Source organism: Ignavibacteriota bacterium, from assembly GCA_019637995.1.
In the GTDB taxonomy this organism is placed as follows: Bacteria; Bacteroidota; Ignavibacteria; order Kapaibacteriales; family UBA2268; genus JANJTB01.
In genome coordinates this window covers 192,249-205,564 of record JAHBUQ010000004.1, presented here as the reverse complement: position 1 = coordinate 205,564, position 13,316 = coordinate 192,249, and the positions used below count along the sequence as shown (strand labels likewise).

Genomic DNA, 13,316 nt, shown 5'->3' with positions numbered 1-13,316 from the left:
CCTTTAATTAAACAACTTAAAGTAAATACGCTTATTATTCTGATATATTTTTTTTTTTGAGAATATTAAGTATTTTTTACTTGTTTTGTAACGTTTTCGATGTTAATGTGTCTATATAATACAGGCTGTTGCCAATTTGTAAAAAAGATTTCTGGAATTGAGACTATGAAAAAGTACTTGATACTCATAATTCTTTTATCAACTTATTATTATTCCTTCTCGGATTGGAAATTAACCGGCTGGCGAAGCGAGCCGGATATTAAGAAAGTTTTCCCTTTAGGAGATACCATAATAATAGTTGATGAGGAACCAAAAATTTCTTTTGACAAAGGAAATACATGGAAACTTTTGTCTGATGGAACTAATAAATATAATATAATTAGTGCATTTGTACTAAATAATACAGTTTACCTTAGCTCAATATCTGTTGGATTAATTTTATCCACAGATTTAGGAAAAACTTGGATGCCCAGAAATAACGGACTACCTATGTATGGAATTTCAGAAATATTTACAGACGGGAACAATCTCTATGGTACAGTTTCGGGTAGCATAGATAGTGGAGTTTATATATCCACAGATTTAGGAAATACTTGGACATTGAAAAACCGCGGACTTCCAAATGGTAGAGACTTGATGATAAATACAATTGCCTTCCTGTTCGTGTGATTGTCCGCCGGATTCAATTATGCAGGATTGGTTTGAAGTAACGGTTACTGAGGGTACTGCTGAATCCCCATGCGGTGAGGATAAATGCGAAGTTAATGCGAATATCAATATACCTGAATTCTATGATTGTTACAGGTCATATTCTCTAAATTCAATACCCGGAAAGACGCTTTTACCTCAAAATGGGATTGTAACAAATTATACATATTCACCATTTAATTGTTTGGAAAAAGGTGAATACCGTGCAGATACTTTGTATTTATATCGTGGCATAAACGATACAACTCCTTGTAGAATAATTAAATCACTCTATTGCAACATCGAACTAAATCCAGAACAGTGTGAAGATGATTGCGATTCTGTAGAATGGGACAAAAGGTCTTTGAATTTAGATATTGATGAATGCCCAAATTGTAAAGTTTTTGCCAGGTATCAAACAAGACAGAATACTTGTAATGATAAACAAGATATTCAAATTGAATACTTCATTTCTTACGGTTACCCGGATTCAACTGCTTGTGATCTATGTACTGTTTCTACTGATGAAATTCAAAAAAGGATATTGTTAAAAGCTATACTTCAAAATAGTATGGGATTTGACCCAGAAGATGCTGATGGTAGTTGTGACTCCACCTGGCGAGTTGTTCAATCATCATGTTGGGCTACATATATTAAGTCGTATGGCATAAACATTATAAGCAATGATACACTTCCGAGACAATATGAAATTACTGTACCCTGCGATAGCTCTGAATGTTGTTATGTAGGATTGGTCGTTTGTAGATTTTCTGATCCACCCAACCCCGATTACATATCTGTTGATACAATTTCAGGTGGAAGTACACTAATTACTGATTGTCAGTTGTCTCAACATTATTTTTTAAGAGGTCCATTTGTTGGTGGTGGAGGCGGAGGCGCCGGCAGCCCGGGTTCAGCATCATTTCATTTCAAACTGGATTCTGCTAACTGTATCAATCGTTGTGACTGGATGTTTGGTATATCCGAAAATTCATATTCCGGGAAACAAGCTACAGAGGATAATATGTATGAAATGAGAAATATCAGTATTTCTGATGATGTTAATTTGATGATGTTCAATTACAGTGATATCATTCATTTTGAAATCATATCCGGAATACCTGATAGTAAAGAGATTAAATTCTCACTTTTCAGCATACAAGGGCAGGAGTTGATAAGTAATACAGATAAATTGAATAAAGGTAAAAATTATTATCAGTTACCTGTTCAAACTTTAATTTCAGGCGTTTATTTCGTAAATATCATGATTGATGGTATTTATCACAAGACAGAAAAAGTAATTATCATTAGGTAAGAAAATATGATAAAATATTTTGTAATAATGCTGATTTTTTCATGTTATACTGCTTCATCCCAGAATATCTGGGATGAAGTATTTTATAAATTTAATGAACTACCAGAATCAATTGAATGTCCTGATAGTAACAACTTTTACGTAGTAACTCATAATACTCTGGATGAGGACCCCATAAAAATTTTCAAAACTTCTGATCAGGGTAAGAATTGGGTTTTACATAGTTCCATTTTTCTAAATAACCATTGGATAGAAACAAATAGTAGCTTCAGTTGTCCTGATAGTAACAACTTTTTTTTAGTACTACGTACAGGACAAAAAAATTCTATTTACATTTCAAATAATAGTGGTTTATCATTTGAAAAACGTGCTTTAGATGATATTGACTATTTTAGGGCTTCAATTTCGATGTATAATGAAAATATTGGAATAGTAAGTAACGGTCAGTTTATTACAAGAAATGGTTGGAAATCATTTGATAATTTAAATGAAATGCCCTATGGTAACGCTTATTCACCAAGATTTATAAATGATTCAATTTGCATTATGGCTTTTTCAGAATTAAAATTAAATCAAAAATATTTTCTTAAAATAAACATCAACACACTAAAATTTGAATTACATTTGATTGATAAACCATTTACAATTAATGATTTTTGTTATTTTTCTGATAGTCTTATGTTTATTTGTGGAAAAAGTGATAATATCAGTGGTGGTTCCGGTCATGATGCCATTTACAAAAGCACAGACGGCGGCAAGAACTGGAGAAGGGTTTTAAATTTATCAACGACGGTTGCCAAACATTTTTATAACAATCCATTTGGATTACAAAGCATTGCATTTAAAGATAGTTTGACCGGAATCTGTGTCGGTCAGTTTGGAAAGATTCTATATACTTATGACGGAGGAGAATCCTGGCAATATGAAAATAAATTACCACCACAATTAGGTGGAGGGGAGAGTAGTCCCCCTACAATGATTGTAAGATATGCCGGGAGTATGCCAATTATAGCAGCTTACAATGGGTATATACACAGATTAAAAGAAGATAACTTAGCTCCGGGTCCCGAACATATTTACACTATAAGTGGCAGAGTTTGGGAAGGTGAAAAGGGTCAGCCGGGCATACCAGTATCAATTGGTTTTAGAGTTACCATGACAGATAGTTTGGGGTATTACAAGTTTACAAAAGTGAAAGCCGGAAATTATATTTTAAGAGCCTTGAACAAACATTATGATGGCGTTAACCAAACATATTTCTACAAACCATTTGATTATGAACCTTTACAATATGATATCGAACTGACAGGCGATACAAGTAGTTTTGATTTTAACGCAATTGACCTTCGCACATTCTATTCAGCAAGTGGTTATGTACTTGATACAGAAGGCAAAGGTATTGCAGATATAACTTTCAAAGTTGCAGATAGTACAGCTGTTTCAGAAAGTAGTGGTAAGTTTCATTTTCCACGAATAGAATCCAGACGACAATATGACTTAACTCCAATTACCGAGGGTTATTCATATTCACCTGCATATCACACAATAAATCTCATCACAGGCGACACAACAGATTTGAAGTTCACGGGTACATCAACCACCAGCGTTTGGGAGAGCGGTGAAGACAGGGGAATCAGGATAAATCCAAATCCTGCAAGAGATTATATTGTAATAGCGTTAGATAGATGGACTCCACTTTCAAAGTGGAGACCATCTGTTCAAGTGCAGATATTTGATATGTTGGGAATTGAGGTAGGACAATCATTCCTGATTGTCAATGATTCGAACAATAATAGTCAATCAGGGATGATTGACCTACTAAAAATTGATGTTTCCCACCTCCCCGCAGGAGTGTATTTCATTCGGATTGGCAATAAGGTAGAAAAGTTTGTGAAAATGTGAGTTAGTAAAATGTTGAATGTTATAGAGTTGAAAGTTAAATCCGTCTTCGCAACAAAGGGCTTCAGCCCTTTGTTGGTATTAAATTCTTTTTGAATCATATTGCTCTTTACTGCTCTGAATTCGTTTGGCTGATATTTTAAAAATAACTTATAAAATTTTTGATACAAAATTACAATTTATCCAATTTTGCAAATTGAAGCATTAGTGATTTAATTCCGATTGAATCAAATTTCACCTGAGCCTTTCTCTGCTGTCCAAAGCCGTCAATGTTGATAATTTGCCCTTTTCCGAAATTAGCATGGTGCACTCTGTCGCCGGGTCTTAGTTCTGTATCGCTTACAGGCATTTGAGAGTATGATTCTTCATGCGGAATTTGGCTATATTCGTTGTAACTTGGTTTTGCTGGTTTTTGAGGAGTTTTCGGTTGTGAACTTGTGAAATTTTGGATATTCAAACCGGTGGATTGCTGCATCGTAGTAAGTTCTCTCGGAATTTCATTCAAAAATTTCGATGGATACTGAACTGAAGTATCTCCGAATCTTGCACGACGAACGGCATAAGTAATAAAAAGTTTTTCCATGGCTCTTGTAACTGCCACATAAAATAAGCGACGCTCTTCCTCCTCTTCTTCTACTGATAATTTATCCCTCTCAAGCGGGAAAAGCCCCTTTTCAAGACCTGAAATGATTACAGTTTTGAATTCCAATCCTTTTGCGGCGTGAATAGTCATAAGAGTAACGGAATTACCCTTTAAGTCTTTCTCATCAATATCCGACACCAACGATATTTGCTGCAAATATTCTGAAATCCCGGCTTCGGGATTATCTTTCAGGAATGTGGAGAAATCCACCAGAAGCTGATTGATATTATTCAACTTGTCGAATGATTCTTCAGAGCCAATTTCAGAATACATTGTCATAATGCCGCAATCATCCAAAAAGTTGCGAATCACAGAATCAGATTTTTCACTTTGTAATTCTTCAGAATATTTACCAACCATATTATAAAATTCAACAGCCGATGTTCCGGCTTTCCCTTTTATTTCAGCTACAGATGTTGCATATCGGCAAGCCTCAAGAAGTGAAATCTGATTAAGTTCTGCGTAAAGACTCAGATGCCTTAGCGAAGTCTGCCCTATTCCGCGAGGTGGCTCATTTACAGCACGCATAAATGCTTCGTTGTCACTTGGATTTATTAGAAGTGTTATATACGCCAGGACATCCTTAATTTCCTTTCTTTTGTAAAATGAAATCCCACCCACAATTATATAAGGAATATTTTTAGCTCGCAGCGAATTTTCGATTGCAAGTGACTGGGCATTTGTCCTGTATAGAACAGCTACATCATTCAATTTCCTTTTTGCGATAGTTTCTGATTGAATAATTGAGCTGATACGAAAAGCTTCTTCACGGTCGTCAGCGCACTGCTTGATATTAATTAGTTCACCGACAGGGTTTTCAGTCCAAAGTTGTTTTTGTAGCTGATTTTTATTTCGTTTAATGATACAGTCTGCGGCTTTAAGAATAGTCTTAGTTGAGCGGTAATTCTGCTCGAGTTTGATTACTTTAGCATAAGGATATGCGTTCTTGAAATCCAGAATATTTGTAATATCAGCTCCCCTCCAGCGATATATACTTTGCGCATCATCACCGACTACACAAATATTCTGATGTGCTGCCCCAAGCAGACTAACAACAATATATTGTGCGCGGTTAGTATCCTGATATTCATCAATTAGTATATATTTAAATAGATTCTGATACTTCTGTAAAATTTCCTTTGACTTGCGAAGAAGTACAATCATATTAATCAGCAAATCATCGAAATCCATAGCATTGCTGTCTTTTAGCTGCTTTTCGTATTCTCTGTATATTGCTGCGATGACTTTTTCATCTGAAGTACTTGCTTTACCGGCAAATTCGGTATAGGTAGTAAGTTTATTCTTTAGATTTGATATTCTTGAGCGGATATTACTTGCAAGCAGCTTTTGGTTCTGTAAATTTAATTTTGCGATGCTCTTTTTGATTAGTGAATTGGAATCATCAGTATCATAAATTGAAAAATCGGGAGTATACCCAATCTGAGTGGCTTCAGAGCGAAGAATACGTGCAAATACAGAATGGAAAGTTCCAGCCCAGATATATCTTGCTTTCTCCCACGATACAAGATTCGAAATACGCTCTTTCATCTCGCTTGCAGCTTTATTTGTAAAGGTGAGTGCAAGAATATTATTGGGCTTGACGCCGCTGAATATAAGATTAGCAATGCGGTGAGTAAGGGCTTTTGTTTTACCACTACCGGCACCTGCTATTATAAGCACCGGACCGTTGAGAGCCTCGACAGCTTCCTTTTGAGCAGGATTCAAATCTTTTAGAATATCGTTTTGATGAGAATTTATATTTTCAAACATTTCTGGTTATCGTAATTTTCAAATCTTTAAAAATACCATTTTTTGGCGAGTTGAGGAAATATTGATAATTCTTTTAATAAAAATCCTCGAAACAGATGATGATATATTAAAAAAATCTCCAATTAATGCATATTCTACTTTCAGAAAATTTATTTCTAATTATTGTTTTGCTTTTTCAAAAAGTGCGGTGAATCTCCGTGCTCACTTAAGCCGATTTCATCGCCCGCGATAGTAATTCGAATTTCCATACAATTGAGACAATCGTCGGCTTCCTCGTCGGTGCAGGGTTTATTTTCATAGAGTTTGTAGTAATCACGGAAACTACCGGGAGTAATATTAGGCATGATAATATTGGCACCGGCTTTTAGAGCCTTTTCCCTCCCGAATTTATCAATTGACTGCATTGCGGTTGAAGCTGCTATATTTATGTCTTTCATCATTATCCGTAAAATAGATATCATTTTAAGTGTAAGGTTAAACCTGTCTTCAAGCGGAATCAGCTCATCCTTTTTTTTAAACAATGGAGTGTCCTGATGCTCAAGATAGGGACCCATCCCGCACATATCAATGTCAAAATTTTTCATAAACAACAAATCATCTGCAAGGTGCTCAAGTGACTGTCCCGGGAGTCCAACGATTACTCCCGTTCCAACCTGATAATTTAATTCTTTAAGAATTTTCAGACATTCCAGCCGTCGGTCGAAATCATGGAGTTTGTCTTTTGGATGAATCTCATAGTACAATTCCTTATTTGAAGATTCAATTCTCAGGAGATATCTTTTTGCTCCTGCCTCAATCCACTTTTTGTAAGTTTCATAAGACTGCTCACCTAATGATAAAGTAATGCCTAATTTCCAGTCGCTCAGAATCATCATTTCTTTAATCAGACTTTCAATTCTGTCAGTATGTTTGGGGTTTTCAAGTTCACCTCCCTGAAGTACTACTGAGCCATAATTATTATCAATGGCAAATTGTACTGACTTGAGAATCTCATCGTCGCTCAAATCATATCGTGTAACATTTCTATTGCCACGTCTGATGCCACAATAGAGACAGTTCTTTGAGCATTTATTCGAAAATTCTATGAGTCCTCTGAAAAAAGTCTTTCTGCCGACATATTTTGATTTGATTTCTGAAGCAAATTTATAGAGCTTATTACGCTCATCAAAATCAGATTTCAGAAGTTCAATTATGTCATATTTATCAAGTTCGTTTTTGCTTAGTATTGCTTCAATAGCCATTGTTTTCAGCGTTTAGAGTAAAAATAAGGTAACGATTTTTTAAACGGCAAATTGTAATCCGTAGTACTTCAAAAAATATATTTATTTACAATCATGAATAAATAATATCACTTCTCGCTGACAATGAGTCCGTCTGTAAGAGTAATCAGCCTGCTTGCGCGATTCATGACTTTGTTGTCGTGAGAAGAAAATATGAAAGTAATATTTTTCTCACGATTCATTTTCTGCATCAAATCAAGCAAATTCTCGCCGGATTTGGAATCGAGATTGGCTGTAGGTTCATCAGCAAGTACGATAAGCGGGTCATTGACTATTGCCCGAGCTACTGCTACTCTTTGTTGCTGTCCGCCGGACATTTCGTTTGGTCTTTTATTTGCAAGCTCGCCTATTCCGAGCTCATTCATTACAGTTAGCGCTTTCTCACGTCTGACGGATTCAGGAATACCTTTCAGCATCATTGTAAATTCAATATTTTCCATAGCTGTTAAAACCGGAATGAGGTTATATGCTTGAAATATAAAACCTAATTTGTTCAATCTCAACTCAGACAGCTCCTCAGTAGTTTTTTTGCTGATTTCTTCACCGTTAAGACTAATTGTTCCTTCTGTAGGCACATCAAGAGTGCCGATAATATTGAGCAGTGTTGTCTTACCGGAACCTGACTCGCCTGCTATAACAAGGAATTCACCTTCATTTATCTTCAGATTTATACCGCGAAGAGCGTTTACTGAAATTTCTCCTGAATTATAAACTTTTTTTACATTTTCAATATTGATTAATTCCATTTTTTTCTCATTTTTAGATTGATTAGACATAACGTATTGCATCTGTTGGTTGTAATTTTATTGCTTTATACGCCGGATAAAGTGCTCCGATAACTGAAGTAACCGGCATTACAAGCATTGAATTTATTATCAGCTTCAAATTAACTGACGGGAAAATTATTGCACTCAAGCCCATACTTTCAAGACTTTCTGAAAAAGCCCTGAGGTCTATGCCTGTATTTGATATTATAAGATATATCGCCATTCCGATAATGAAGCCAAATATACTTCCGATTACACCAATTACCAACGATTCGAGTACAACCATTAAATATATTTTTTTATTCTTCATACCAATCGCCATCAAAACTCCAAATTCCTGTACTCTCTCAAATACAGACATCAGCATAGTATTAATAATTCCAAAAAGTACTGCCAATCCGATTATTATATAAAAAATAATTATCGTGCTTTTGTATGCTTCAATATAGGAAACTATTAATGGCAGTAAATCTCTGTAGCTTAGAATTTCATATTCATCGCCCAAAGAATCAGATAATTGCGTTTTTATTATCTCAATATCTTCTTTAGAATTAGTAACAATTGCAAACTCGTGAAAACTCCCTCCTAATTCAAGGAGATTTTCAGCAAAATCATAAGGAATATAAATATTTGAATTCTCAAAATCTGAGCTACCGGCACGAAAGATTCCTGATACTCTGAAAAGTTCGCTGTTTACATTCCCATCAGAAGAATTTGTAACGGCAACAATTTTTCCACCAACTTCAACTTCGAGCTTTTCCGCCATTTTCTTACCGATGAGAATATCTCTTTTTCCGATTTCAGGATACTTTCCTTCAATAATGGAACTTTTTATGCTTGTTATTTTTGATTCTGCTTCCGGCTCAATTCCAACAAAGGTAGCTCCTGCTGAAGAGTTTGCACTATTTAGCAAACCAAATGCAATTGTCCGTTTGCTATATGTTGCTATATTGGAATTTTGATTTAGAATATCCTCAACGAAATTGGGATCTGGTAAAACTGCTTGGATACTTTTATTTTCATTAAATCCATTTTGATGAATCTGGATATGCGATGTATGCAGATTAATCTGATTATCCAGCATCTGACTTACAATTCCGTTGCCAACACTGTCATTAAGAATTATAGCTACTACGCCTGCTATCACTGATGATATAACAATAAGTGTGCGGCGCCTGTTTCTCCATAAATTTCTTCTTGCAATTGTAAATATCATGTGTATCTTATTCCTTTTAGAGCTGTGAGTTTGCTCAATCTGTATGCAGGATAAATAAAAACTACTACCGCAACCACCAATATAATTATACCTGTATAAATAAAAATATCGCTTGATAACGATGAATGAATTTCAGGCAGAAACCCTAATTCCTGGTAAAGCTCTGTAAATGCTCCGGGCAGAATGATTGGATTATTAACTATGTATAAATTCGCTCCGTATCCTGCAGCAAATCCAAATATTAAACCAATTGCCGTAAGCATCATAGTCTCGATAAATACTGCTGATACTAGAATATAATTTTTTGTTCCAAGAGCTATCATTACACCAAATTCCCGAAATCTCTCTGTAATAGACATCAGTACGGTATTTAATATCCCGAATCCGACTATCATTACAAGTATTCCAACGTAAAAAAACTCTGATATAATTTTCATATCAATAGTTTGCTTCAGGTCAACAAGTATATCGTCCCATGGCAATAAGACTAATCCAAGATGAGCTTTCTTTTCCATAAGTTCATCAAGTTCTTTTTTTACTTCAGGTATATCTTCAATTTTATGAAGGAATAGTGATATAGTATTTATTTTGTTATTCATCGCTAGTAGTTCGTTTGCAGCTGAAATATGCATAAACACAGTCATGCCATCGAGCTCGTTAGAGCCAAATTTAAAAATACCGGAAATAACAAACTTCTGATTACCTGTCGAACCATCAAAAGCCTGCGTAAGAATAACAACAGTATCACCGATTGAAGCACCAAGATTCTTAATCATTCTATCGCCGATTACTATATCATTTATATTTGCATCATTAAGGAATGTACCTTTTCTCAAACGTGAGCCGATATTTGAGTAAAGTAGCTCGCGACTTGGGTCAATTCCGAAAATAGCGGCTCCAAGTGAATTATTTTCATATCCTATTAAGCCAAATGCTGTTATCTTGGGAGAAAATCCTTTAATTTTTGAATTGCCTTGGAGTGTACCAAGCATTTCAAGGTCCATCGAAAATGCTTTGTTTAGCGTAGGATTGTCTTGATAACCATCTTTCTGAATCTGCATATATCCGGTGAATAATTCAAGTGTATTTTTGATATTCATATCAAAAGTACCTTTTTGTATACCTTTCATCAATGTGATAAAAAAAGCGGCAAATATTACTGCTAAAATAGTTAAAATTGACCTTCTCCAATTTCTCCAGATATTTCGCCATGCAATTTTCAATATTAGAAACATAATTTACCTGATTATATATTATTTTTCAAGTTCCCTGAATGAGAAAATTCTGTCCGGAATTGCTTTGTCCAGCTTTACGTCATCATAAATAAATTCAGTTTTGTGACCCTTTTTCTTTTCGTTTGTAATAATCCACTTACTTGGAATCATTCTCCCGTCAATATTTTTTATTTCACCAAATTTCATTGACCTTATAAGTTCCCCGTTTTCTTCATAATATTGAACCAAAGCAGGATTAAAATCAGATTGTCTGACCCAGTAATATATTCTTCCCCAAACAACAGGCGCATCGGGCTTTGGCTTGAGTTCTATCTTCCAGCATAGCTCAGTGCCGATTTTCTCATCAAAAAGGTATTTTAAATCATAATCATCATAAAGTGAGGACTCTCTTACCAAATCATCATTTGTCAGGTCAGAACCATTCCATGATTGCAGCATCATCGAAGGTGGCAGTTTCATAGTTGTTTCTGTTGAACGCAAATAAGTCCAAAGCTCCTTGCCAATTTTAAGAGTTTTGTTTCCGGCTTCTTTTGCAGGTGATGTAATGATGACAAGAGCTTTATCATTACCTTTGTTATAGCTTTCCATTTTGAGAGTTCTTGTATAATCGGGAGTTGTTACTATCATAGTGAACTTACCCTGCGAAGTCTCGCCCTTAAATTTATTCTCTGCCTGCTTGAGAATTTCATAGACATCAGCGGCACTCATAGCCATCACTGAACTCATAAAAATAATACTCGATAATAATATACTTTTCATTTTACTTTATTAAAAATTGATTATTTAAAAATTAGTTAATATTATGAATTCTTAGCTCCTTGCTGATTCTTTCCTTTACTTTCTCTCCAAACTTGTCATATTCTTCAATAAATATTAATAATGCCTGCTTAATATAGCAAACTCTGTTATAAAGATCTTTTAGTTCGGGATTGCTGTCATAATCAGGATAATTTTCGCTTATCATCAAGCATGCTTTAGAGAATTTTTCGCTTAGCATTGAGATTTTGATTACGCCCGGCTTGATAAGAGTTTGCAGAAAGTCAATGCTAACTGTATAGAAGTCTTCTCTCGGAAAATCAGACATATATACCTTTTTGAATACCTCCATATAAGCACCTGTTTGGGCAGTAGTACTTACAGCAGGTTTCGATACCTGAAGTCTGGCAGAAATATCTTTAAGTGATACAGGCTGGGTCTTTGATAGTAAAAGCCCGAAAATCCTGCCATACAGATTCTTGCCACCCATCTGCTCATAGAAATTGCCAAATTCTCCAATAAGATAGTCTTCCACGCTACTTATGACTTCATTGGCTTTATCCTTTTTTTCCTTTATCATAGTTTTTCTCAGTTTGTATCGTTAACAATATTATTAACGATAATTATTTTAAAATGTTTCAAAAGAAAATTTCGACAAAAGGATAATTTTTCTATAATCATTTGGACTTTCAATTATTGATATGCCTAATGTTCTGTGGTTAGGTATTCGTACGGTTTTTCTGAGCACTTCACTATCAACCAAGCACAAAGCTCCAAGTTTGCACGTTACTCCGCATAACGCAAAACCAGTGTTGGGCAAAGTAATATACTATATTTTGCGTCCAATGTAAAAAACATAACCATAGTAATCCTTATACTTAGAATATAATTGTGCCTCATGGATTTGAATTGCAATTAAGTCCTCAACAGCTTTATTCCCTTTATATTTTTTCAAAAACAGCTCTTGCGTTTTGACCTGAGGAACATAATAATTGTCTGTCCAGCAATTTTCTTTAAGTATAAATGTTGCTACCGGAATAAAATCTGCTTCTTGAAGTTGACCCACTTTATTTGGGATTGTATCAATTTCAGGATAAGCATCCATCCAAAATTCTTCAATTTCTTTGGGTCTCTCGGTTGTAAACCACGAAGCTTCAGTAATGGCAATATATCCACCTTTTTTTAAGAATTTATACCATTCTTTTAGACCTCTTTTAAAGCCAATGTTATAAATTGCACCTTCTGACCAAATAAGGTCTAACTCTTCATTATTAAATGTAAGTTTATCCATTGACCCCACAATTCCTTTAACTCTGTTTTGCAAATTGTGATTTGAAGCATTTTCATTCAACTTTTCAATAAAGTCTGGGAACAGGTCAATGCCACCAATATTACCTTTGGAGTTTTGGGCAAGAGTTATAGTTTGACCTCCTGTCCCACATCCAATATCTGCTATTTGTGAGTCATCTTTAAGATTGTCTATAAAACTTAAAGCTTTAAGAGTTGTTTCCTGACTGCCGGGTCCTTGTCTTTCTAATTCAAGGAAATATTCACAAATTAAATTGATGTCAAATTCGTGAATTGATTTGTTTTCATTTTCCATTTTTTGTACTTTTTTTTACTTTATTCTAAATATTTTTCCTAACGTTTTGCCGCTTTGCGAAGGCGGGATCAAATAACTTTTCTTTCCGTTTAGCACAATGTTCCTTAATAGCACAGACCTTCGATTTAACACTGAAACCCGCTAT

Annotated in this window: 11 protein-coding genes; 3 read left to right on the top strand and 8 right to left on the bottom strand. The window is 34.9% G+C overall.

Translation table 11 applies throughout. The annotated features are described in order from the left end of the window. Positions 1-165: 165 nt before the first annotated feature. From KF896_15150 to KF896_15140, 3 genes are read left to right on the top strand one after another with little or no spacing between them, the layout of a single operon-like run. Positions 166-669, top strand: a complete 504-nt coding sequence (locus KF896_15150) for a hypothetical protein (protein ID MBX3045047.1) — start codon at positions 166-168, stop codon at positions 667-669. A 19-nt stretch (positions 670-688) separates the two neighbouring features. Further along, the gene (locus KF896_15145) at positions 689-2,002 is read left to right on the top strand and encodes a T9SS type A sorting domain-containing protein (GenBank protein MBX3045046.1); all 1,314 of its coding nucleotides are present in this window, start codon (positions 689-691) and stop codon (positions 2,000-2,002) included. Positions 2,003-2,008: 6 nt separating this feature from the next. Continuing rightward, the gene (locus KF896_15140; protein ID MBX3045045.1) at positions 2,009-3,904 is read left to right on the top strand and encodes a T9SS type A sorting domain-containing protein; all 1,896 of its coding nucleotides are present in this window, start codon (positions 2,009-2,011) and stop codon (positions 3,902-3,904) included. A gap of 169 nt (positions 3,905-4,073) precedes the next feature. Here the strand turns inward: KF896_15140 and KF896_15135 are convergent, their stop codons facing one another. From KF896_15135 to KF896_15100, 8 genes are all read right to left on the bottom strand, one after another. Continuing rightward, entirely contained in the window at positions 4,074-6,314 is a 2,241-nt protein-coding gene (locus KF896_15135) for a UvrD-helicase domain-containing protein (protein MBX3045044.1), read from the bottom strand. A gap of 155 nt (positions 6,315-6,469) precedes the next feature. Next, positions 6,470-7,555, bottom strand: coding sequence for a [FeFe] hydrogenase H-cluster radical SAM maturase HydE (gene hydE / locus KF896_15130; protein MBX3045043.1), 1,086 nt, complete (start codon positions 7,553-7,555; stop codon positions 6,470-6,472). A 107-nt stretch (positions 7,556-7,662) separates the two neighbouring features. Beyond that, the gene (locus tag KF896_15125; GenBank protein MBX3045042.1) at positions 7,663-8,340 is read right to left on the bottom strand and encodes an ABC transporter ATP-binding protein; all 678 of its coding nucleotides are present in this window, start codon (positions 8,338-8,340) and stop codon (positions 7,663-7,665) included. A 22-nt stretch (positions 8,341-8,362) separates the two neighbouring features. After that, entirely contained in the window at positions 8,363-9,577 is a 1,215-nt protein-coding gene (locus KF896_15120) for an ABC transporter permease (protein ID MBX3045041.1), read from the bottom strand. Next, positions 9,574-10,812 (bottom strand): ABC transporter permease, encoded by a 1,239-nt coding sequence (locus KF896_15115; GenBank protein MBX3045040.1) that lies wholly within the window; start codon positions 10,810-10,812, stop codon positions 9,574-9,576. Before KF896_15115 ends, KF896_15120 begins: the two co-directional genes overlap by 4 nt. Before the next feature lie 18 nt (positions 10,813-10,830). Continuing rightward, positions 10,831-11,571 carry an outer membrane lipoprotein-sorting protein gene (locus KF896_15110; GenBank protein MBX3045039.1) on the bottom strand — a complete coding sequence of 247 codons (741 nt, stop codon included), beginning with the start codon at positions 11,569-11,571 and terminating at the stop codon, positions 10,831-10,833. Between the two features lie 31 nt (positions 11,572-11,602). Next, a complete protein-coding gene (locus KF896_15105) occupies positions 11,603-12,148 on the bottom strand; it encodes a hypothetical protein (protein MBX3045038.1) in 546 nt (181 codons plus the stop codon). A 249-nt stretch (positions 12,149-12,397) separates the two neighbouring features. Next, positions 12,398-13,171: a class I SAM-dependent methyltransferase gene (locus KF896_15100; GenBank protein MBX3045037.1), complete on the bottom strand. Its 774-nt coding sequence runs from the start codon at positions 13,169-13,171 to the stop codon at positions 12,398-12,400. Positions 13,172-13,316: the final 145 nt, after the last annotated feature.